The organism is Actinophytocola sp., from assembly GCF_050699915.1.
GTDB lineage: Bacteria > Actinomycetota > Actinomycetes > Mycobacteriales > Pseudonocardiaceae > Actinophytocola.
In genome coordinates this window covers 35,286-56,197 of sequence record NZ_JBOHGA010000013.1, presented here as the reverse complement: position 1 = coordinate 56,197, position 20,912 = coordinate 35,286, and the positions used below count along the sequence as shown (strand labels likewise).

Here is a 20,912-nt window from a genome sequence, read left to right as displayed (position 1 = left end):
GGTCCAGCTCGTGCAGGGCGGCCGCGCGCACGGCGCCGTCCGAGGCGTTCCTCGGGAGCGCGAGCCGTTGCGCGGGCGCCACGCCGTCGCCGCCGAGGAGCCGCTGTGCGGCCACCGACTCGTCCGCCGGCAGCGCGACGTCGCCGCTGCGGAGCGCGGACAGCACGCGCAGCTCGACGAACTCGTGTGCGCCCGAGCCGATGCGCTCGACCTCGGCGGTGAGCTTCGCGACCTCGTCGGGGTCGGCGGCGCCGGGGCCGGCGATGAGCACCCGCTCCAGCGCCAGCAGTCCGCTGCGTGCCTTCAGCAGGTCCCGGCGCTGCGCGAACTGCACCGCCAGCACCTCCTGCAGCTCGTGCAGCCCGCTGCTGTTCACCAGCTCCGCCGCGAGCGCCGGTGAGGAGTCGCGGCCCTGCCGGATGTACATCATCGACAGCCGGAGGCCGAAGATCCCGAACCGCTCGAGCAGGTCCTTGCGCCGCTCGTAGGACAGCGCCGCCAGCGCGGCCACCCTGTCCGAGCGCAGGAACCGGTGCGTCGAGAGCAGCACGTCGTCCATGTCCTCGCGCGGCGCCGCGGCCAGCGTGGCGAGCGTGTCGAACTCCACCTGCCGCAGCGTCCGCCCGGTCGCCGCGAGCAGGCCGGCCACCGGGATGACCGTCTGGCACAGGCCGCGCAGCGCGGGTTCCGTGCGGTAGCGGCGGGCGATCCGGCGGGCGGACAGCATCGCGTCGATCCGACCGCCGCCCACCTCGTCCGCGCGGGAGATCACCGCGATCGTGTTCACCGAGCTGGCCCGCGCGACCCCCTGGTCCCGGAACGACTCCAGGAACTCCGCGTCCGTGGCGTGCAGGTGGCGCATCAGGTAGATCACCGCGTCGGCCTCGGCGGGGGAGTCGTCGTCGGGGGTCAGCATGGCCAGCGTCCGCCGCGAGTTCCGCGCCGACATCGACCCGATGCCGGGCGTGTCGATCAGCGTGACGCCGTGCAGGCTCCGCGACGGCCAGTCCACCACGATCCGGCGCAGCCGCTCGGCCGGCATCCCGCGCAGCTCGACCGCGAGTGCGCCGTCGTCGCGGCGGATCGGCAGCGGCCGGGGCTCGCCTTCGTCCGGATAGGACACCACCCTCGGCGTCGGCCCGTTGCGGTACCAGGTGACCACCTTCGTGCACTCGCCCGCGTCGGTGGGCGCGATCAGCTCGCCGACCAGTCCATTGAGGAGGGTCGACTTGCCGGCCTTCACCTTGCCGGCGATCGCCACCCGCAGCGGCTCGTCCAGCCGGTCGAGCTGGGTGCGCAGCTCGGCGGCGACGTCCGGATCGTCGGCGTAGACCCGGACTGCCCGGCGCAGCACCCCTCGAACGGCGGCGGTGAGACTGTGTGACGAAGGCACGCCTTGGTTCACTGTGTTGGATGGTTCGCTCCGCTCCGCCGCTACCCGCCGTCTTCCCTCCTCACGTGCTCGGCGCTGGCGCGCCTGCGCGCGCTCGTCAGTCCTGACCGAGGACGACTCGCGACGAGCCGGCTCCAAACGCGACCGCTCGCGTTGCAGGTGCCGGCGAGGTCGGGAGTTGTCCTCGCAGGACGCGTCTCCGCTCTCGCTCACTTGGCGGCCTCGATCAGCTTGGGCTCGCGCGGTTCGGCCACCTCGCCCGGCATGAGCTTCATGGCCCGCTTGTGTAGCGACTCCAACCGCGCCAGCTCCTTGGGGATCTCGGCGAGCCGGCGGCGTTGCTCATCCTGCGACTTGCGTGCCGACTGCTCGGCCGCGGTCAGCGAGTCCTTCAGTGACCGGTTCGTCTCCTCGGCCCGGTCGATGTAGTAGTCGCGCAGGTCGCGCTGCACCCGGCGAAGCAGTTCGCGGGACTCCTTGCCCGCCTGGAAGATCACGTCGTCGGCGTAGCGGCGGATGGCGGACTTCGCGTCGTTCTGCCGCTTGGCGTAGATCCGCCGCCGGTCGTCGGTCAGGCCCTTCGCACCCAGCAGCAGGCCCGCGCCGATCGAGAACGGGTTGATCAGCGAGAGCCCGACGATCGTGCCGAGCATGCCGAACATCAGCACGCCGACGTACCCGCCGCGCAGGCCAGACAGCGCCTTCTGACCGACGCCGAACGGCTCACCCGACCGCAGCTCCATCGCCTGCACCGCGGCGAGCGGGTCCTCGGTCCGGGTGTGGATCTTGGGCAGCAGCGCCTGGCCGCCGGCGAAGTGCTCGGCGACCTGTGCGGCGAGCCAGCGCGCGCGTTGCGCCGTCCACAGGAAGTTCGCCGACACCGCCGCGCCCACCTCCTGCTCCACCCACGAGGAGAGCTGGTCCCAGATCTTGCGGGGGTCGCCGCTCTTGTTGACCTCCTCCTCGGCCTCGCGGACGATGTCGCGCATCCGGTCGCGCAGGTCGTAGTCGATGTCGGCGTTGAGGTCCGCGACACCGTCGCTGAGCGTGTGCTGCCAGCGGGCCGAGCGCTCCTTCAACGCCGACGCGTGCGCCTTGGCCTCGGTGAGCTCCCGGATCACCAGCTCGGCCTGCTCCGGGTCGGTGTAGCTGGTCCGCTCGGCGAGCAGCGCGGTGGCGAGCTGCTCGGACACCGCGACGATGTCGTGCGCGGTCGAGCGCCGGGCGAGCAGGTCGGCCTGGCTGACGACCCGTTCCCGCAGGTAGGAGATCAGCACCGGGAAGCCGGACTCGGCGTCCGCGACGTCGTCGCCGCCGCGGATCGCGTGCACCCGCAGCGCCGAGGACACCACCAGCAGGTCGGCGTCGATGTTCTCCGCAGCGAGGTGGCCGCGGTCGAGGTCGGCGATGCGCTCCCACTCGGGGTACAGGTCCGCCTTGCTGAGTACACAGAGGACATTGGGGCACATCTTGGTGGCCTGCCGGAGGAACTCGAGCTCCGGCGCGGTGTACTCCTGGGAGGCGTCGGACACGAAGAGCACCGCGTCCGCGGCGGGCAGCTCGGCCATCGTCGCGGCGCCGTGCACGGAGTTCAGCCCGCCGACGCCCGGCGTGTCCACGATCTCCAGGCCACCGGAGAGCAGCGCCCGCGGCAGGCCGATCTCCGCCTGCCGCCAGCCTTCCCGGTTGCCCGGGTTGCCGGTCTCGGCGATGTGCTGGGCCAGCTCCTCGATCGGCAGCTCGACCCGCTCGGTCTTCGCCTTCTCCGGGTCGCCGTCCTCCGCCGGCTCGAGCACGCGGACCAGGGCGGCGGTCGGCTTCTCCGCGTACCGGACCACGGTCGGCACCGAGGTCGCCACGTCGTCGAACACCGGGCAGACCGGCGCCCGCACCAGCCCGTTCACCAGCAGGCTCTTGCCCTGCTTGAACTCCCCGACCACCAGCACCCGCACGCGGTCGGTGCGCAGCCGGTAGCTCGACTGCCGCAACCTCTCCTCGAGGTCGGTCCGCCCGTACGGCTCGATCGCCCGCAGGGCCTGTTCGAGCGCCGCGAGTGGCTCCGACCGCCGCATCCGTTCCTCCTCGAGGAGATCTCGCCACATGGTCCGCCCGTGGTGTCCGGGGCACTGGACACCACGGGCGGACGACGGTGGCGGGTTACCCGGAGAGCGCGTCCGCGGGGTCGAGTCCGACCGCCGCGTCGGCGTCCTCCGTCGGCCACAAGCCGGCCGGCTCGTTGACCGCGATGGGTGCCGCATCCAGATGGCCCGACACACTTTCGACACTCACGTCGGTGTCGACGAGGTCGTTGTCGGAGGTGTTGTCGTTGTACGAGTCGTCGACCGTCGTGTCCGTGGACGCGTCGATGTTCGTCTCGGTCTCCGTCGTGTTGTGCGAGTCGGACACCGTGGTGTTCGACTCGTCGTTGAGCGAGGACTCGATGTCATCGCCCGCGACGGTGCTGTCGTCGATCGAGCCACCCTTGTTGTCGACGCCGTCGTTGTCCTGGTTGAACGAGTCGTCGATGACGACGATGTCGTTGTCCTCGTTGAACGAGTCCGTGATCGTCAGGTCGCCATCGGCGTGGATGTTGACGGTGTCGCGGTCGTCGACGGTGATGATGATGTCCTCGTCGTCGACGTAGTAGTAGTTGTAGTTGTTGACGTCCGGACCGTGGTGCACCACGTAGTGCTTGGTGATCACGGAGATCTCCGGCACCGCGCTCTCGCTGTCCACGAACTGCGGCAGGCCTCCTGTGGCCTGCACACCCACGTGGTCGGCGACCATCGGCTGCACGTCCCTGATGTCCAGCCCGCACGTGCTGTCCAGCCCGTACTTCGCGAGCGTTCCCTCAGGGTCGTCCTGGAAATCCGCCTGCAGCTCCTCGTCGCCGAGCAACGCCAGCAGGAACTCGATGAGCGAGGAGACGGCCGTTGTCGTCACAGCCAATCACCTCCAGCCTCTCCGCTCCGGCGGCTTGCCCGCGTGGTGCTCAGTGGATGTCCAGCTCGACGTCGTCGATGTCGAGGTCCAGACCGTCGTTGTCGAACTTGTTGCCGTTGAACGAGTGGTCGTACGTGGTGTCGTGCGACGCGTCGATGTTCGTTTCCTTGTAGACCTCGTTGTAGGAGTCGTTGATGTTCACCGACTCGTGGGTGTTCAGCGAGTCCTTGATGTCGTCGCCGGCCACGACGCTGTCGGTGATGTGGCCGTGGCTGTTGTCGACGCCGTCGTTGTCCTCGTTGAACGAGTCCTTGATGTAGGTGTAGTCGTTGTAGTCGTTGCCCACGTTCTCGAACGAGTTCGACACGCTGGTGGACTGGCTCGACGTCTGGGTCACCGGGCCGCCGTTGCCGCCCGCGCCGCCGTTCGCGCTCGACGGGCCGGAGGAGGTGTCGTTGTCGGCGTCCGCGTCGGCATCCGCATCGGCGTTGCCGCCGTCGGCCTCGCCACCGTCGCCGCCGTCGCCCTCGCCACCGTCGCCGGCGAAGGAGAAGCCGAGGCCCTTGCCGCCGTCGCCGAACAGCCCGCCGTGGCCGCCGTCGCCGACCGAGAACGCGCTGCCGCCCTTGCCGCCGTCGCCGTCGCCGCCGTTGCCCCCCTCGGCGTCGCCGCCCTCGGCCTTGCCGCCGTCGGCGTCCGCGTCGGCGTAGCCGAACGCGAGGCTGCCGCTGTGGCCGCCGGCACCGCCGGCACCGCCGGCCGCGTTGCCGTCGACGTCCTGGACCGGTGCGACGTACTGCTGGAAGTTGAAGTCACCCATGCTTGTCGTGCTCCCTCAGAGTGGGGCGGTCTAGTGATTCCGGTCCCCGACGGGCCTCCGCCCGGCCTGGCTACGAAACTAGGACGCCTGCCACGGACGGTAATCGGGGTTCCGCCCGCAACCCGGCGGCGGCGGCACCGGGGATCGCCGGCTGGTCCGGACGGGCCCGTTAGGGGATTCGCCCCTAATTCGCCGATGCATCGATAACACCCCTAGTTCGATGCGGGAAGTCGCGCGAGGACAGCGGTGAGTAGTTTCTGCAGCGCGGTGCACGAGTCCGGCCGCCCGCCGTCCATCGTCGCCACGATCGCCTGCTCCCGGGCGACGCCGACGTCGTAGCGGCAGAACGCGCCACCGGTCGTGAAGGTCTCCAGCGCCGGGTAGCCCTCCAGCCGGACCCGGCTCGCCGCCGGGTCGACCTCGTCGGTCAGGTCGGACAGGCCAGCGCCGCTCGTGTATGACGTGAGCTGCACCTTCATTGGTTTTCGCCCGTTCCAGCGGCAGTTCGCGCCGAGTTCGTCGGTGCCGGGCACCCCGGGTCCGAGCCCGAAGGTCTGCCGCTCGTCGCCGTCGACGAGCGTGCACGGGTCGAGCCCGACGAGGCCCTTCGGCGACTCGATCGGGGGCACCGACGGCGCCTCGGGCTCGTCGGACGAACACCCGGCGAGCACCACGAGACAGGACATGGCCACCGCGGCGGGCAGCAGACGAGCGATCACAAGTATTCCTTCCGCTACGTCATTTTTCGTCCTAGGAGGATATTTCGTAACGTTTGGCGGTCGTGCGACGTCTTCACATGCGAGCGTTTCGCTTGGAGGCGGGCATGAGTTACTGGCTGGGGATCGACTTCGGCACGACGTTCACCGCAGCCGCCGTCCTTCGTGACGGAGAGCAATCAGCCGAACTCCTCCCGTTGGGGGAGAACGGGCCGTCCACGCCCTCGGTCGTGTTCGTGGCGCCGGAGGGCTCGCTGATCGTCGGCGACGCCGCCGTGCGGCGCGCGGTGACCGACCCCGACCGGGTGGTTCGGGAGGTCAAGCGGCGCATCGGTGACCAGACGCCGGTGCTCGTCGACGGGGAGCCCATCGGCGCGCACACGCTCGCCGCGTGGTTCATCCGCTGGGTGGTCGACCGCGCGTGCGAGCGGGAAGGGGGCCCGCCCGCGGGGATCGGGGTGACCTACCCCGCGTCCTGGGGACCGCACAAGCGGATGCTGCTGTCCGACGCCCTGATCTTCGCCGGCGTCGGCGAGGACGACTGCCCGGTCACGCTGGTCACCGAGCCCGAGGCCGCCGCGGTGGCGTACACCGCCTCCAAGCACGTCGAGCCCGGGGCCGCCATCGGCGTCTACGACCTGGGCGGCGGCACCTTCGACGCGACCATCGTGCGCCAGCTGGAGGGCGGCGGGTTCGAGCTCGCCGGCCGGCCGGAGGGCATCGAGTCGCTCGGCGGGATCGACTTCGACGAGGCCGTCTTCGAGCAGGTGCGCGCGTACCTCGGCCACGTCTGGGCGGAGCTGGACTTCGCCGACCCGATGGTGATCACCGGGGCGGCGACGCTGCGGCGGGAGTGCACCGAGGCGAAGAAGGCACTGTCGTCGGACACCGAGGTCACGATCCCGGTGATGCTGCCGGGCGTGAGCACTCGGGTTCGCCTGGTGCGTGCGGAGTTCGAGCAGCTGATCGCGCCCGCGGTCGACGCCACGGTGGACGCCATGGGCCGGGCGATCTACTCGGCCGGGCTGACGCCGGCCGACCTGTCCGCGGTACTGCTCGTCGGCGGCTCGTCGCGGATCCCGCTCGTGGCGCAACGGGTGGAGGCGGAGCTCGACCTGCCGGTCACGGTCGACTCCGACCCGAAGGCGGTCGTCGCGATCGGCGCGGCCCAGTGCGTCGTGCCGCGCAAGGAGCTCGTGCCGGCAGCCCGCAGGCCGCTGGCGATGCTGCCGGTCGGCGCGGAGCCCGACGACGATGAGCCGGCCCGGCCGCGGCGGCGCGCCGTGTACACCGTCGTCGGGGTGGTCGCGTTCGCCGCCGCGATGATCGGCCTGGCCGGCATCGTGGGCACCGACGTGCGGCCGTTCGCGGACGTCCCCGCGCAGGAGGGCATCGCCGCACCGCGGGTCGGCGGCGAAGGTGGCGGCGCGGCGCCGGAGGACGGCGTCGACCCGTGGACCGGCAAGCCGTACACGGAGACGACCGAGCCGGGCCCGGAGCGCTCGGACGCCGAGCCCACCGAGGCGTCGCCGGCATCGATCGCCCCCACGCCGACGAAGGCCAAGGACCGCGGCGCGCTGATCGACGGCGCCAAGCCGCCACCCGCCCCGAACACCGGCGGCGACGACGGCGGCGGTCCCGGCGAGACACCGGTGGAGGAACCGACCGGCGAGCCGACAGTCGGCCCGACCGGCGGCGAGCCCACGAGCGAACCCACGGGTGGGGAGCCGACCGGCGGTGAGCCCACGGGTGGTGAGCCGACCGGTGGTGAGCCGACCGGTGGCGAGCCCACGGGCGGGGAACCGACCGGTGGTGAGCCGACCGGAGGGGAGCCCACCGGAGGGGAGCCCACGGGCGGCGAGCCGACCGCTGACGAGCCGGCGGGCGATCCGCCGGCCGACCCGCCGACCGGGAGCGTGTGATGAGCGAGCTTGCGAGCGAATCAATGTCACAGGGCGACCGCGAGCCGCGGCACCGAGCCTGCGAGGGGTCGTCGTGAGCGAGCTCGGTGCCCCGCCGCCGCGGCCGAGCACGGCCCGGCTGTCGACGCCGCCGATGGCCGCCCTCGAGGAGGTCCCGCGGCCGCGGGCGATCTCCGTGTCGTTCTGGTGCTGGCTGGCCGGCAGCCTGCTGATCGCCGCGATCGTGGCGGTGACGTCGACGCGGACCGACCCGATGCGCACGGAGTTCGCCCGGCTCGCGGGTGAACGCGACCCGGACGCCACGCAGGCGACCATCGACCAGGTGGCCTCGGCGTCCGTGCTGGTCGTGCTGGGCACCGGCGTGCTGCTGGGGGTCGTGGGCCTGGCGCTCGCCGGCGCGATGCGCGCCGGCCGCGGCTGGGCCCGGGTCGTGCTCACACTGGCCGCGGTGGTCGGCGTGGCCTACACCGCGCTGGTCACGTCGTCGCTGACCCACCCCATGCTCGAGGACCTGCGCACCCCGGTCACCGCGGGCCTGCTCGCCTACACGGCACTGACCCTGATGGCGACGGTCTGCATGTTCCTCCCGGGCACGATGCGGTGGTTCCGCCGCCCACGAGGCGACTACTGACGGCATCCAACTGTGCACACGGCACAGCTGAGGACGCCCAAACGTAGGCGTGGCGCTCCTTCTGACGACGTATGACGCGTGACACACTCCGGCTGACTGCTCCCGCACCGCCACCAGACAGCCACAGAGCGTGCCCGCACGCCGCGAGGGTGAGAGGACCGCCCCCATGGCAGAGAACCGTTCGAGTCGCCGCACGTTCCTCGGCTACCTGATCGCCGCGCCGACGCTCGCCGCGGGCGCGACGCTGGTCGGGGGCTCGGACACCGCCGAGGCCGCCGTCCCGACGCTGCCGCAGCCGTCGGACATCTTCGACCTGGGCGACCTGCAGAACCTGGCCGCGCTGCCCACCTCGGGTCTGATCGCCGTGCAGGTCCACGAGGACGGGACCGCGTCGTTCGCACTGCACCGCACCGAGGTCGGCCAGGGCATCACGACCGTGGTCGCCATGATGATCGCCGAGGAGCTGGACCTGCCGCTGGACAAGGTCCGCGTCTCGCTCGCCGATGCCCGCCCGGAGCTGCTGATGAACCAGCTCACCGGCGGCTCCAACACGGTGCGCAGCATCTACACCCCGGTGCGGACCGCGGCGGCCATCGCGCGCTCGCAGCTGGTGCGCACCGCCGCGGCGTCGTGGCGCGTGCCGGCCGCGGAGGTCGGCACCCGCGACGGCGTACTGCGCCACCCCAGCGGACGCAGCGCCACCTACGGCTCGCTCGCGAAGGCGGCGGCCAGCCCACGAACCGAGCGGGCGTCCGCCGAGCTGAAGGCCGCGCCGCAGTTCCGGGTGCTCGGCACGCCGCGCAACCGGATCGACGCGCTCGACATCGTCACCGGGCGCAAGAAGTTCGGCATGGACCTGCAGGTGCCCGACGCCAAACCGTGCATGGTGCGCCGGCCGCCGACGATCAACGGCACGGTGCGGACGGTACGCAACGCGGACGCCGTGCGGGCCATGCCCGGCGTCACCGACGTCGCGGCGATCACCTACGGCGTCGCGGTCCGGGCCGACACGTTCGGCCAGTGCATCGACGGGCTGCGAGCGCTGGACGTCGACTGGAATCCGGGCACCGTGGCCGGCGAGTCCGACTCGACGGTGCACACCAAGCTGAAGAGGGCGCAGCTGCCGCTCGCGGTGCCGCCGCTCGGCGCGCTGTCGGTCGACGCCGAGTTCACCTTCGCGTTCGCCAGCAACGCCCCGCTCGAGCCGGACAACGCGGTCGCCGACGTGCGGGCCGACCGCGCGGAGATCTGGTCGACGCTCAAGGTGCCGATCGACGCGAAGCAGGACATCGCCCGCCAGCTCGGGCTGCCGGCGGACAAGGTCGTCGTGCACGTGGTCACCGGCGGCGGGTCGTTCGGCCGCCACCTGTTCCACGACGTGGCCGCCGAGGCCGCGGAGATCTCGCAGAAGATGGGCAAGCCGGTCAAGCTGTCCTGGTCGCGCACCGACGACTTCCGGCAGGGCCGCACGCACCCGATGTCGATCTCTCGGGTCCGGGCCACACATCTGTTGGGCAACGTGCTGACCTACGAGCAGCGGCACGTCAGCTCGGAGACCGACTTCGGCCACGGCCTCGGCGAGATGCTCACCTCCTTCGCGGCCGAGCTGCCGATCGCCGGCAACCTCAGCTTCGCGGAGTCGATCTTCCTGCTGACGCAGAACGTGCCCTACAACTTCGGCGTCGTCACCCAGCTGCTCAACGAGGTCCCGCTGCGGTTCAACACCGGCAGCATGCGCAACATCTACTCGCCCAACGTCGCGTGCGCGCGCGAGCTCGTGGTCGACCAGCTGGCGAAGAAGCTGGGCAAGGACCCGGTGGCGTTCCGCCGCTCGTTCCTGCGGGACGAGCGGCTGCGCGCGGTGTTGGACAAGGCCGTCCAGGTGGGACAGTGGGGGAGGCCGCTGCCGAAGGGCAAGGCGCAGGGAATCGGTCTGCACTCCGAGTACCGCGGCGCGGTCGCCACGCTCGTGGAGATCGACTGCACGCCGGAGACGGTGAACCGGCCGATCCGGGACGGAGTCACCGGCCCGCGGGTCTACAAGGCGACGATCGTCGTCGACGCCGGCCTCGCGCTGAACCCGCGCGGCTTGGAGGCGCAGATGATCGGCGGCCTCAACGACGCGATCGCGCTGGCGCTCACATCGAGCCTGCACATCGAGGACGGCATCCCGCTGGAAGGCAGCTGGGACAACTACTTCTACACGCGGCAGTGGAACACTCCGCCCGAGGTGCAGGTCGTCGTGATGCCGCCGACGACCGGCCAGCCGAGCGGGGCGGGCGAGCTCGCCGTGGCGCCGTGCTTCGCCGCGGTCGCGTGTGCCTACGCCCGCGCGACCGGCGCGATGCCGACGAGCTTCCCGATCAACCACGGCACGCTGTCCTTCGAGCCGTACCCGCTGCAGCCGTCCACCCCGCAGTCGCCGACCGACGGTCTCGAGACCGCGTTCTGAGGAGACCTCCGTGCCTCGACACACCTTCGTCCTCAATGGCCGCCCGGTGACCGTGGACGTCGCCGACGACGTTCGGCTGCTGTGGGTCCTGCGGGACATCCTCGGCGTAACCGGCCCGAAGTACGGCTGCGGGCTCAACGTCTGCAAGTCGTGTACCTCGCACATCAACGGCAAGGCGTTCAGCCCGTGCTCGGTGCCGGTCTCCCAGATCAAGGAGACCGACGAGATCACCACGATCGAGGGCCTACCAGCCACCGTCGACCGCGAGCTGCACCCCATGCAGGAAGCGTGGTTGGCGGAGGACGTCTCGCAGTGCGGCTACTGCCAGCCGGGCCAGATCATGGCCGCGGTCGCCCTGGTGCGGAAGGTACAGGCCGAGGGCCGCGAGATCACCGACGCGGACCTCGACCAGCTGCGCAACATCTGCCGCTGCGGCACCTACTCCCGCATCCGCTCGGCGATCAAGAAGGGCGCACAGAACATGTAACCCCGGACAATCCACTTTGGACGTTCCGGTTGATAGTTGACATTTTTGTGACAATTACTTCCTGATTGACCGTTGCCTCTGGCGCGTCGTTCGGCTTGGGGTAATATCCGCGCGCCGGCCGGCCCGCTCGAGACCGTGCCGTGGAAATCATTTTCGGTCATGAATGGAGATCTGTCTGTATGGCGCTCAAGCACGAGACCGTCGACGTCCGAATCAGCCAGCGAATTCTCTGGTTCGGCTCGGAGGCCTATCCGGTGCTCAACATAACCCGGACGAAGACGCTCAAGATCGAGCCCGACCGTGGGGCGGCCATCAAGAAGTATGTCTTCTCCGTACTGTTGTGGGTTCTGTTCGCGGGCATCGTGTCGAGCGTGGCCCCGACCGCCGCGGTGGTCGTTGTCGATGTCGTCGTGCTCGCCTGGCTCGTGGTGAAGACGATGCGGTTGGTCGAACTGCTGAAGATCGTGCTCTACGAGCTCAACATCGAGACCGCGGCGGGATCGCACCGGGGCCTGGTCAGTGACAGATCTGAGGTGGTGTTCGAAATCGCTGGGCGAATCACGGATGCCATCAACAATCCGCACGCGGAGTTTCAGATGAAGGTCGAGAACATCCACGCCGGTGACAACATCAACTTTGGTACCGCCCAGAACGTAGGCAGCACCGTCCGATGAGCGGATTTCATGTCGGAGACAACATCAACTACGGCAGCGCGCAGAATGTGGGTGCCGTGTTCAACGGACCCGGTCCGCCGGAACCGACGCGAGCGGCACCTGGCTGGCAGGAGGCGGGACCGCGGTGGGGAGAGCCGTTGGTGTTCGTCAACTACCGGTATCCGGACGAGAGGGCGGCAGCCGACATCGAGGCGGAGCTCACCCGCCGGCTCGGGCCAGGCTCTGTCTTCCGGGACGCGAGGATGCCCGCCGGCACGGAGTTTCCCGGCGAGCTGGTCGACCGGGCCGCACGGTGCAAGGTGATGGTCTCGGTCATCGGCGAGCGATGGGACGACCCCTACGCGCTGCGCCTGTTGCACGACCCCGCCGACTGGGTGCGCCGTGAGATCGCCATCGCGCTGACGTATGGCGTCCACCTCGTGCCCGTCATGGTCGGTGCCCGAGGCCGGCTGGTGCCGGGCGATCTCCCCGAGGACATCAGGAAGCTCGCCCTCCTGCAGGCACCGCACCTGCGCCGTGGCTACGACGCCCGCGACGTCCGGTGGCTGGTGGACGAGCTGATCCGGGACCTCACGATCGTCATGGAGTCCGTCTTCCGCGGTCGGTGACCGGGCTACGGCCACCCGGCGCCGGGCACGTCCACCTCGATCGCCAGCACCTGACCGGAGCCCGGCGTCACCATCTCCTCCTCGGTCATGCCGCGCCACTGCGCCGCGGTGACGAACAACGTCGTGCCGCCCAGCACGCACGCGAAACCGCCGCGGTCGAGGTCGACCGTCCGCAGCACCGCGCCGCCCTCGGCGACGCGCACACACCGCGCGTTCGGCACGTCCGCGTACCAGACCGCGCCCGCCGCGTCGACGCAGATGCCGTCCGGGGTGCCGTCGCCGAGGTCGGCCCAGACCCGCCGGTTCGCCAGGTCGCCGTCGGCCTCGATGTCGAACGCCACCAAGGCGTGCGCGTACGAGTCCGCGACGATCAGCGTGCCGTTGTCCGGCGTGGCCGCCATGCCGTTGGGGAAGGTGAGCTCGCTCGTCACCTCGCGCACCGCGCCGGCCGGGGTCACCAGGTGCACGGTCCCCGGCGCGGAGCCGTCGAAGCTCACGCTGTCGACGTAGGCGTTGCCGCGGCCGTCGACCACGATGTCGTTCCAGGCCAGCGGGCCGAGCTCGGCCTCGGTGGCCAGCGAACCGTCCGGCTCGCGGCGCAGCAGCAGCCCGTCGGCCGACGACACGATCAACAGCCGCCCGTCGGGCCGCCACGCGGTGCACAGCGGCAGCGACCGCACCCGCGCGACGACCTCGGTGTGGCCACCCGGGTCGACGGCGAGCACCTCGCCCGCCGACCAGTCGGAGAAGTACAACCGGTCGCCGTGCCAGCGCGGCGACTCCACCAGGCCGCGCCCGGTGACCAGGGTTCGAATCTCGCTCATGCCAACTACACGAACGGCCGCCGGTCAGATCGACAACGGCTCAGATCGTGAACGGCAGCGCGCGCGCGACGCGCCGGCCCAACTCGGTGTCGCCTTCGAAGGCGATCTCGTCCAGCCGGTCGGCGACCGGCACCCGGCCGCCCGCCAGCCGCGCGAACAGGTTCGACGACAGGCGCATGGTCACCGTCGGGGGAGCGGGCAGTGCTTCGACGACCGCGGCGCGGCCGTCGACCGCGACGTGCCGGGTCGCGTGCACCGGGCCGGTCAGCTCGATGGTGACACCGGCACCGTCCGGCGCGCCGGCCTTCTTCCCGACGAGGTAGCCGAGCGCCCCGCTCACCTCGGCCAGCGCGAGCTCCGCGCACGCGCCGTCGTCGTTGCCGGGAATGCCGGTCGCCTCGCGGATGTCCTGCTCGTGCATCCAGCAGTCGAACAGCCGGATCCGCATGAACCGGCCGAACGTGCCCTCGCCGGCCGGTGTCCACGAGGGAGCGTCGAACTCCTCCTGTGTCATGGCCGCCAGCACCTCGCCCCGGGTGGCGGTGATCTCGCGGAAGCGCGCCAGCATCCGGGCCGGGCTCTGGCTACGCAGCCCCCGCACCCACAGCTCGTTCGCCGCGCCGATGTCGTTGCGCACGTGCGGAAGCTCGCGCACGTCGAACTCGTAGGGCGGCGGCTCCTGCCCGCTGAGCGCGCACTCGGTGCCGATCATGTGCGAGACGTTGTCCTGCACGGACCATCCCGGCAACGCTGTCGGCATCGCCCACTGGTCCGGGCGCAGCGAGCCGAGCAGCTCGTCGATCGCGGCCCACTCGGCGACGAGAACGGGGACGACGGCATCCTTCGCGATCAAGAGACACTCCCGAGGTCGATGATCTCTCCACGGTTGACACTCACCCAGTCCCGGCCTCGTACGTAGGGCTCGAGCCGCTTCGCGATGAGCGCCTGGTCGGCCGGTGCCTTGGGTCGCTGCAGCTCGTAGACGTGCGGGAGCTCGGCCATGCCGGACACGACCTGCCACAGCCGCACGGCGTCCGCCCCGGCCGGCGGGTCGACGAGGACCGGCCCGAACAGGCACTGCTCGTCCGGGAAGAACAGCGTCGGCACGCCGTACCCGCCCGCGTCGACCACCCGCTGGTGGTCGGCCCGGATCTCGTCGTGCGTCGTCTCGTCGGCCAGTGCCTCGTCGAGCAGGCCGGGCGCGAGGCCGAGGTCGCCCAGCAGGCGGCGGGCGACCTCCGGGTCGTGCGGTTTGCCGCCGAGCTCGTGCAGCTCCCGGCCGACCGCCGCGTACCAGGAGTCCAGCACGTCCATGCCGCGGCGGCGCAGCAGCGCGCCGATCCGCATCAGCGACCAGCCATAGGACCACGGCCGTTCCCACGGATGCTTCTTGCCCTCGAAGCGGTTGACCTCCTCGAGGCTGAAGAAGCGCCAGTCCACGGTAACGCCGACCTCGTCGCGGACGTTTCTCAGCCACAGCGAGGTCTGGTACGCGAACGGGCACATCGGATCGAAGTGGAAGTCGACCTTCAAGCGTCCTCCCGGAGGTGGGTCGTGATCATCGAGCGCAGATCGGTGGCGATCTCGGCGGCCGGTGCGCCGGAGACCTTCGCGAGCAGGATCAGTCCCTGGATCTGGGCCAGGATCAGGTGGGCGAGACGGTCGGGCTCGACGCCGTCGCGCAATACGCCGTGTGCGGCTGCGTCCCGGCAGGCCTTGGCGAGCCGCGCCTCCCAGCGCGCGAACACGGCGGCCACGTGCGCACGCAGCTCGTCGTCCGTTGTGGACAGTTCGGCGGCGAGGTTGCCGAACGGGCAGCCCACGATCCGGCCGAACTGCTTCTCGAAGGCCGTCTGGATCATGGTCACCGCGTCGGCGACCGCGAGGAGCCGGTCGGCCGGGCCGTCGACGGTGGACGCGGCGAGGCGGCGCGCGAGCTCGTCCGCGTGCAGGTCGACGACGGCCTTCGCGAGAGCGGCCTTGGACGGGAAGAAGTGGTAGAAGCTGCCCTTCCGGACGTCGGCCACCGCACACAGATCCCCGACACCGACGGACTGGTAGCTGCGGGTGAGGAACAACCTGGCCGCGGACCGGACGATCCGGTCCCGTGTCTGCATGTGGCACGAGGCTAGTGAGTAGTTGACCGGTCAGTCAACCGAGCGGTCGGGCAGAATGGCCGCCGTGTTGGAGATTCCTTCCGTTCGACTGCCGCACGATGTCCAGCTGCCGGTGATCGGCCTCGGCACCGCGGGTCTGCTCGGCGCCTCCGGGTACGCGAGCGTGCGAGACGCACTCGACGCCGGCTACCGGATGATCGACACCGCCACCAGCTATCGCAACGAGGCGGAGGTGGGGCGGGCGGTGCGGGACAGCGGCCTCGACCGGTCGGCGGTCTTCGTCACCACCAAGCTGCCGCCGGAGGAGGCGGGCCGGGAGTCGGCCGTGCTCGACGCCAGCCTGAGCGCGCTGGGCCTGGACTACGTCGATCTCTGGCTGATCCACTGGCCGCCCGGAGGAGCCGCGGCGGTGCCGACCTGGCAGGCGCTGCTGGCCGCGCGCGAGTCCGGAAAGGCGCGCGCGGTCGGCGTCAGCAACTACTCCCTCGCCCAGGTCGACGAGCTCATCGCCGCGACCGGCGCGGTGCCGGCGGTGAACCAGGTGCCGTGGAGCCCGCGGCGGCACGACCCGGAAACCCTGGCGGCGAGCCGGGAACGGGACGTCGTCGTGATGGGCTACGGCCCGCTGCGCCGCACCGACCTGGCCGACCCGACGCTCGCGGCGGTCGCCGAAGCGCACGGCGTGTCGCCGGCGCAGGTCGTGCTGCGCTGGCATCTGCACCACGACGTCGTAGTCATCCCGAGGTCCGCCGACCCGGACCACCGGCGGGCGAACCTCGCGGCGTCGACCTTCGCGCTCACCCCGGACGAGATCGCGGCCATCGACGCGATCTCGCGGTGACCAGCGCGGGTGTCCAGCGCGGCGACTACGTCAACAACGCCTGCAGCTCCGCCATCGCGGCGGTCAGCTCGCGGGCGAAGTCGTGCATCTGCCCGGCCACGTGCGACGGCGTACTCAGGTAGAGGTTCAGGTGGTCGGGCAGCAGCACGTAGGCCACTCCGATGCACTGCGGGCTCGTCGACCCGAACCCGAAGAACTGGATGTTCCTCGACGGCGCCGAGCTCGTGCTCAGGTAGTCGTCGCGCATGACGAGCCAGCCGGGACTCTCGTACAACGCCGTCGGCTCGGCGATGCCGGTGCGCTGCGCCATCAGCTGCAGCTCCCACAGGTGCTGCTCGGGTGCGTCGCCGGCCTGGCACTCCTTGGCCCGCGCGACGTGCGCCGCGGCCGCCGCCTCGAAGGCCGCCCGGCGGGCCGCGCGGTCGGCGGCCGGATCGTCCATAATGGACACGAAGGTCAGCGCCTCGGGCGTCACGACGCGCATCGCCTCGGTGCGGCCGTGCCGGTACTGGCGGGTGGCGATCGACTCGTAGGTGGCGCCGGTCATCCCCTTCGCGCGGCGGTGCGCCAGCTGGTACGCCAGCTGCACGAACGCGTCCGGTGACATGCCGAGCTGCTTGGCCCGGGTCGACCCGAAGTCCGCGAAGGACACCGTGCGGGTCGCGGTCGCGCGGGCGTAGTCGGCGAACGACTCCGCGGCGGCGCGGGCGGTGCCCCGCAGCGCGTCGTCGAGCGCGAGCTCCACCGGCGTGATCTCGGGCAGCCCACGGGTGGTGGGTCGGACCGGCGAAGCGCCGAGCAGCGCGTCGACGAAGCTGAGGATCGTGGTCCCGTCCAGCTTGCAGTGCTCGACGTTGATCCCCGCGGTGCCGTCGGCGAACACGATCAGCGAGAACGACTTGTCGAACCACCGGTTCCCGCTGTCGCCGTGCAACAGCTGGTCGCACGCCTCCTGCGTGCCGGCGGGGGAGACGTCCTCGAGGCACAGGCAGAACAGCGCGGTCTCGATCTCCTCGAGCGCCGCGGCGTTGCCGGGTCCGCCGTCGAGCAGCGCCTGCCGCGACGCCGCCCAGTCCGCGCGGGCCATCGTGGTGAGGTGGCCGGGCGCGGCGCTCGGGTCGTCCAGCGCCGCGCCGGTCTTCATGATCGTCCGCAGCGCGCCGGCGAGGTCCTCGTGGTCGTAGAGCCGGCCGTCCGGGTCGAGCACGTCGAGCCGGTACGGCGTGCTGCGGTGGAAGACCACGATGTGGCTCGCGCTCGCCGGCCCGGGGTGGTCCGCGCTGTAGGGCGCGCGGACGGTGTCCTGCACGGCGCCGGGAATCCGGGTGCTGGAGAACAGGAACTTGTTCTGCACCATCGACTGCGGCCGCCCGCGCAGCTCGACCTGCGGGATCTCCTCGTCGTCGAGCCGCAGCTTGTAGTCCACGGCCGCGCCGACGAGCCCGGCCGCGCGCGCGACCTGGTCCTCGCCGGAGTCGCGGAACAGGAAGAAGAAGTTGGCGTTGAGCGCGATCCGGTCGCGCCGGCCGAGGTAGCGGTACGCCCAGAAGTCGTCCAGCCAGCTCGCCACCCCGGCCCGGCGGTCGTAGCTCTCCAGCGCGGCCTGCAGCTCGTGCGCGGGGCTCTCCGGTGCGAGGAACTCCGCCACCGCCCGCTCGGTCGTCGCCCGCTGCTCGTCGGTGAGCAACGGCGCGGACCACTCGAGGAACCGCTGGCAGGTCTGCGTCAGGGTCGGCACGGGGACGCGGGGGAGCTGGTCCTCGTTGGCGAACGTGTGGGAGCTGGTGGTCACGCCTGTCCTCGGGTCTCGACGGTTTCGGTTGGCTGGGAGAGGAAGAGCTCGGCACACAGCCAGCCCTCGGTCTCGAGCTCGTGTGGTTCGACCCCGGCGGTGCGCAGGGCGTCCAGGATCCGTTCCCGCTCCTCCGTCGACGCGAACCGGCGCTGCCGAAACACCCCGGCGACGGCGACGGTGTCGTAGCCGAGGCCGGCGAGGGCGTCGGCGACCGGTTCGTAGGAGAACATCCGCAGCACGAAGTGCGCCATCGACGGGCGCCGCCCGCCGGGCAGGTCGGCGAGCCGGCCGATCGTCCGCTCGGTGACGTAGCCGATGCAGCCGGTCGAGATCACCAGGTCCGCCTCGGCGAGCACCGCGCTCTGCTGCTCCGTCGGCGCGTCCTGTTCGAGGTCCGCGTGGATCGCCTCGTCGAGGAAGCCGGCGGCGTGCGCGTACTCCAGCGCCGGTGCCGACACGTCCAGCCCGACGAACCGCACGTCGCGGGAGCGGACGAGCGCCCGGTCGCGCTCGATGAGCCCGGCCCGGTCGAGCCGGGTGGCCTCCTCGGTCGCGTAGTGCGCGTAGAGGGCGTCCATGGTCGTGTCGCACCGGTACAGCGCGGCGTTGACGCCGTAGGAGCAGCCCACGTCGAGCACGGTCGGCGTGCCGCGCTCGTCGATCAGCTTCGCGAGGTACGGCTTGGCCAGCTGCGGCAGGTGGTAGTCGAACGCGCGCAGCGTGCGGAAGTAGGCCCGGGGATCCGGTTCGGCGTAGATGTGGTCCAAGGAGAGCTTGCCGGTCGAATCCAGGTGCACAGGCCGGTCCCGTCTAGTCGAGGAGCTGGTCGCCCCGGACGGCGTCCGCGGCGTGGTGCTCGGGCAGGACGCGGCCGAAGAGCTGGCGGGTCCGCTCGGCGCTGCCGACCACACCGGGGCGCTTGCTGTAGGCGAAGATGGCAGTGTGTCGGGCGCGTTCGCCCCGAACCGTGCTGACGCGGTGCAGTGAGAAGCGGCCGCGGAACAGCTGCAGGTCGCCGGGGCGCAGCTCGAGCCGGCGGACCAGGTGCTCGCCGCGGCCGGCCAGCACGTCGGCGACGTCGGCGAAGTTCTCCGCCTCGGCCGAGCGGATGTTCGGGCAGTACTCGAACACGCCGCCCTCGTCGGCCTGGCGGGTGAGCATGCTGACGGTGAACTCGTTGGTGTCGAAGTGCCACGGGTGTGCCCGGCCCGGCCCGACCACGTTCAGGCACAGGCCCGACAGTGGGTCGGCGAGCTGGTGCAGCTCCGGCAGCGCGAAGCAGTCGGCGACGAAACGCACGAACAGCGGGCTGGTGTAGAGCTGCTGGATGATCGCGTCCACGGGGACGTGGTCGCGGGCGACGAAGGCGTTGCCGCGCTCCATGACCACCCGGGCCGGGTGGCCTTCGGGCAGCGGGGTGTCGACCGCGATGTTGTACGCGTTGACCCGCTCGACCGTGGTGTGGGCCATCGGTGCGATCTCCGCGCACTCGCGCTCGAGCGCCTCGCGCAGCGACGGCCTGATGAAGTCGGGGAGGACGCAGCAGCCGAGCTCGGCCAGCTCGTCGCGGGTACGGGCGACGACGGCGTGCCAGGCCGGGTCATCCGGATCTGACAAGGGATAACGGTCGGTGTCGACGACCTGGACGGCGGGCACGGTTCCCGAGGCGCTCATGGATTCCCTTCGACACGGAAATCGTGGCACAACAAGGGCGGCCGAAGCTGGTGAGTCCCCACACACTCGGTAACCAGATCGGGAGAGATCCCGTGTCGGTCCACCGCGATCGTGCGCGAATAGTGGATCATGCCCGCATGGCACGTTGGAATCCGGGCCGGCTGGCGGTCGAGGTCATCGCCGGGCTGTTCGTGGTGGCGGGGGTCCTCGGGGTGTCCTCGGATCGGCTCGGCGCACCGATCGCCGCGACCGAGGCCGTCCATCTCGCGCTCGGGCTGATCGGGCTCGCGGCGGCACGCAGTCCCCGCGGCGGTCGGGTATTCCTGCTCGTCGGCGGCGTCGTGTTCTTCCTGTGGCACTTCGGCGCGGCCGCGCCGATCGAGCTCAGCACGACCGACGACCTGTTGAACCTCTGGCTCGCGATCAGCATGATCGCGCTGGCCTGCCTGGTCGGCGACCGGCGTCGGCCGGCCCGCGCCGAATCGGCCGCGGCGGTGGCGTCGAGCGCCGGCGGCGAGCCGGTCGAGCTGTCCGTGTCCTGGCGCCAGGTGCGCGGGCCGGCGGCCTATCCGAGCGCGCATCCGCGCCGGCCGCGCCCGGCCGCGGGCAGCCGCCCACCGGCACCGGGTCGCGGCGCGTACCGCTACGGCGTGTGAGTTGTGTGAGCCAGAACGGGTGTCACGGACGCTTCGGCATCAACGCCCAGAGCACCAGGTAGAGCACGAACTGCGGGCCGGGCAGCAGGCAGGACAGCACGAACACCAGGCGCACCTTGCCCGCGCTCCAGCCGTAGCGGTCCGCCAGCCCGGCGCACACGCCCGCGATCACCTTGCCGGTCCGGGGCCTGCTCATCGTCATCGTGGTCATGTCTCCACCATCCCTTCGCGCATGTCTCCCGACCTCGGTGAGACCCCTGACTCGTACCCTGAACCGCCACCCGGAAACGCGGGCCTGTGCCGTGTATACGGTATGCACTAGAGTGGGCCCCTGGACCAGGCACGGTGTCGTAGAGAAA

21 protein-coding genes are annotated in these 20,912 nt (G+C 71.0%); 8 read left to right on the top strand and 13 right to left on the bottom strand.

Going from position 1 to position 20,912, the window contains the following annotated elements; genetic code table 11:
- The 5 genes from ACRDSK_RS04350 to ACRDSK_RS04330 all read right to left on the bottom strand — a co-directional run.
- Positions 1-1,393: dynamin family protein (locus ACRDSK_RS04350; protein WP_431438582.1), on the bottom strand; the 1,393-nt coding region annotated here is incomplete at its 3' end.
- A gap of 209 nt (positions 1,394-1,602) precedes the next feature.
- Positions 1,603-3,465 (bottom strand): dynamin family protein, encoded by a 1,863-nt coding sequence (locus ACRDSK_RS04345; RefSeq protein ID WP_431438580.1) that lies wholly within the window; start codon positions 3,463-3,465, stop codon positions 1,603-1,605.
- A gap of 85 nt (positions 3,466-3,550) precedes the next feature.
- Positions 3,551-4,336 carry an IniB N-terminal domain-containing protein gene (locus tag ACRDSK_RS04340; protein ID WP_431438579.1) on the bottom strand — a complete coding sequence of 262 codons (786 nt, stop codon included), beginning with the start codon at positions 4,334-4,336 and terminating at the stop codon, positions 3,551-3,553.
- Between the two features lie 49 nt (positions 4,337-4,385).
- Positions 4,386-5,156, bottom strand: coding sequence for a hypothetical protein (locus tag ACRDSK_RS04335; RefSeq protein ID WP_431438578.1), 771 nt, complete (start codon positions 5,154-5,156; stop codon positions 4,386-4,388).
- Between the two features lie 212 nt (positions 5,157-5,368).
- Positions 5,369-5,875 (bottom strand): DUF3558 domain-containing protein, encoded by a 507-nt coding sequence (locus ACRDSK_RS04330; RefSeq protein WP_431438577.1) that lies wholly within the window; start codon positions 5,873-5,875, stop codon positions 5,369-5,371.
- A gap of 104 nt (positions 5,876-5,979) precedes the next feature.
- Here ACRDSK_RS04330 and ACRDSK_RS04325 point away from each other — a divergent pair, with 104 nt between their 5' ends.
- The 6 genes from ACRDSK_RS04325 to ACRDSK_RS04300 all read left to right on the top strand — a co-directional run bounded on the left by ACRDSK_RS04325 (position 5,980) and on the right by ACRDSK_RS04300 (position 12,646).
- The gene (locus ACRDSK_RS04325) at positions 5,980-7,794 is read left to right on the top strand and encodes an Hsp70 family protein (protein WP_431438576.1); all 1,815 of its coding nucleotides are present in this window, start codon (positions 5,980-5,982) and stop codon (positions 7,792-7,794) included.
- A gap of 73 nt (positions 7,795-7,867) precedes the next feature.
- Positions 7,868-8,425, top strand: a complete 558-nt coding sequence (locus tag ACRDSK_RS04320) for a hypothetical protein (RefSeq protein ID WP_431438575.1) — start codon at positions 7,868-7,870, stop codon at positions 8,423-8,425.
- A gap of 166 nt (positions 8,426-8,591) precedes the next feature.
- Positions 8,592-10,877 carry a molybdopterin cofactor-binding domain-containing protein gene (locus ACRDSK_RS04315; RefSeq protein WP_431438574.1) on the top strand — a complete coding sequence of 762 codons (2,286 nt, stop codon included), beginning with the start codon at positions 8,592-8,594 and terminating at the stop codon, positions 10,875-10,877.
- Between the two features lie 10 nt (positions 10,878-10,887).
- Positions 10,888-11,364: a (2Fe-2S)-binding protein gene (locus ACRDSK_RS04310; protein WP_431438573.1), complete on the top strand. Its 477-nt coding sequence runs from the start codon at positions 10,888-10,890 to the stop codon at positions 11,362-11,364.
- A gap of 179 nt (positions 11,365-11,543) precedes the next feature.
- Entirely contained in the window at positions 11,544-12,038 is a 495-nt protein-coding gene (locus ACRDSK_RS04305; protein ID WP_431438572.1) for a DUF6232 family protein, read from the top strand.
- The gene (locus ACRDSK_RS04300) at positions 12,035-12,646 is read left to right on the top strand and encodes a TIR domain-containing protein (RefSeq protein WP_431438571.1); all 612 of its coding nucleotides are present in this window, start codon (positions 12,035-12,037) and stop codon (positions 12,644-12,646) included. Before ACRDSK_RS04305 ends, ACRDSK_RS04300 begins: the two co-directional genes overlap by 4 nt.
- Positions 12,647-12,651: 5 nt before the next feature.
- Here the strand turns inward: ACRDSK_RS04300 and ACRDSK_RS04295 are convergent, their stop codons facing one another.
- From ACRDSK_RS04295 to ACRDSK_RS04280, 4 genes are read right to left on the bottom strand one after another with little or no spacing between them, the layout of a single operon-like run.
- Positions 12,652-13,470 (bottom strand): SMP-30/gluconolactonase/LRE family protein, encoded by an 819-nt coding sequence (locus ACRDSK_RS04295; protein WP_431438570.1) that lies wholly within the window; start codon positions 13,468-13,470, stop codon positions 12,652-12,654.
- A 40-nt stretch (positions 13,471-13,510) separates the two neighbouring features.
- Positions 13,511-14,323 (bottom strand): maleylpyruvate isomerase family mycothiol-dependent enzyme, encoded by an 813-nt coding sequence (locus ACRDSK_RS04290; RefSeq protein WP_431438569.1) that lies wholly within the window; start codon positions 14,321-14,323, stop codon positions 13,511-13,513.
- A complete protein-coding gene (locus ACRDSK_RS04285; RefSeq protein WP_431438568.1) occupies positions 14,320-15,003 on the bottom strand; it encodes a DsbA family oxidoreductase in 684 nt (227 codons plus the stop codon). The genes ACRDSK_RS04290 and ACRDSK_RS04285 overlap by 4 nt, the downstream gene beginning before the upstream one ends.
- Positions 15,000-15,587, bottom strand: coding sequence for a TetR/AcrR family transcriptional regulator (locus ACRDSK_RS04280; RefSeq protein ID WP_431438566.1), 588 nt, complete (start codon positions 15,585-15,587; stop codon positions 15,000-15,002). The genes ACRDSK_RS04285 and ACRDSK_RS04280 overlap by 4 nt, the downstream gene beginning before the upstream one ends.
- A gap of 64 nt (positions 15,588-15,651) precedes the next feature.
- Between ACRDSK_RS04280 and ACRDSK_RS04275 the strand changes: the two genes are divergently transcribed.
- The gene (locus tag ACRDSK_RS04275) at positions 15,652-16,428 is read left to right on the top strand and encodes an aldo/keto reductase (protein ID WP_431438565.1); all 777 of its coding nucleotides are present in this window, start codon (positions 15,652-15,654) and stop codon (positions 16,426-16,428) included.
- Between the two features lie 25 nt (positions 16,429-16,453).
- Here ACRDSK_RS04275 and ACRDSK_RS04270 read toward each other — a convergent pair whose 3' ends face one another.
- The 3 genes from ACRDSK_RS04270 to ACRDSK_RS04260 are packed head-to-tail and all read right to left on the bottom strand — an operon-like array spanning position 16,454 to position 19,897.
- Entirely contained in the window at positions 16,454-18,220 is a 1,767-nt protein-coding gene (locus ACRDSK_RS04270; protein ID WP_431438563.1) for a choline/carnitine O-acyltransferase, read from the bottom strand.
- Positions 18,217-19,020 carry a class I SAM-dependent methyltransferase gene (locus ACRDSK_RS04265; RefSeq protein ID WP_431438562.1) on the bottom strand — a complete coding sequence of 268 codons (804 nt, stop codon included), beginning with the start codon at positions 19,018-19,020 and terminating at the stop codon, positions 18,217-18,219. Before ACRDSK_RS04265 ends, ACRDSK_RS04270 begins: the two co-directional genes overlap by 4 nt.
- 13 nt (positions 19,021-19,033) lie before the next feature.
- A complete protein-coding gene (locus ACRDSK_RS04260; RefSeq protein WP_431438561.1) occupies positions 19,034-19,897 on the bottom strand; it encodes a HalD/BesD family halogenase in 864 nt (287 codons plus the stop codon).
- A 137-nt stretch (positions 19,898-20,034) separates the two neighbouring features.
- On the opposite strand from ACRDSK_RS04260, the gene ACRDSK_RS04255 reads away from it, so the two are divergent.
- Entirely contained in the window at positions 20,035-20,553 is a 519-nt protein-coding gene (locus ACRDSK_RS04255) for a DUF4383 domain-containing protein (protein WP_431438559.1), read from the top strand.
- A 22-nt stretch (positions 20,554-20,575) separates the two neighbouring features.
- Here the strand turns inward: ACRDSK_RS04255 and ACRDSK_RS04250 are convergent, their stop codons facing one another.
- The gene (locus tag ACRDSK_RS04250) at positions 20,576-20,764 is read right to left on the bottom strand and encodes a PspC domain-containing protein (protein ID WP_431438558.1); all 189 of its coding nucleotides are present in this window, start codon (positions 20,762-20,764) and stop codon (positions 20,576-20,578) included.
- Positions 20,765-20,912 lie beyond the last annotated feature (148 nt).

Excerpts from the sequence above, each read along its gene's own strand:
- ACRDSK_RS04280 (WP_431438566.1), bottom strand. The coding sequence starts at position 15,587 with ATGCAGACACGGGACCGGATCGTCCGGTCCGCGGCCAGGTTGTTCCTC.
- ACRDSK_RS04300 (WP_431438571.1), top strand. The coding sequence starts at position 12,035 with ATGAGCGGATTTCATGTCGGAGACAACATCAACTACGGCAGCGCGCAG.
- ACRDSK_RS04315 (WP_431438574.1), top strand. The coding sequence starts at position 8,592 with ATGGCAGAGAACCGTTCGAGTCGCCGCACGTTCCTCGGCTACCTGATC.
- ACRDSK_RS04305 (WP_431438572.1), top strand. The coding sequence starts at position 11,544 with ATGGCGCTCAAGCACGAGACCGTCGACGTCCGAATCAGCCAGCGAATT.
- ACRDSK_RS04260 (WP_431438561.1), bottom strand. The coding sequence starts at position 19,897 with ATGAGCGCCTCGGGAACCGTGCCCGCCGTCCAGGTCGTCGACACCGAC.
- ACRDSK_RS04255 (WP_431438559.1), top strand. The coding sequence starts at position 20,035 with ATGGCACGTTGGAATCCGGGCCGGCTGGCGGTCGAGGTCATCGCCGGG.
- ACRDSK_RS04345 (WP_431438580.1), bottom strand. The coding sequence starts at position 3,465 with ATGCGGCGGTCGGAGCCACTCGCGGCGCTCGAACAGGCCCTGCGGGCG.
- ACRDSK_RS04335 (WP_431438578.1), bottom strand. The coding sequence starts at position 5,156 with ATGGGTGACTTCAACTTCCAGCAGTACGTCGCACCGGTCCAGGACGTC.
- ACRDSK_RS04250 (WP_431438558.1), bottom strand. The coding sequence starts at position 20,764 with ATGACCACGATGACGATGAGCAGGCCCCGGACCGGCAAGGTGATCGCG.
- ACRDSK_RS04325 (WP_431438576.1), top strand. The coding sequence starts at position 5,980 with ATGAGTTACTGGCTGGGGATCGACTTCGGCACGACGTTCACCGCAGCC.
- ACRDSK_RS04295 (WP_431438570.1), bottom strand. The coding sequence starts at position 13,470 with ATGAGCGAGATTCGAACCCTGGTCACCGGGCGCGGCCTGGTGGAGTCG.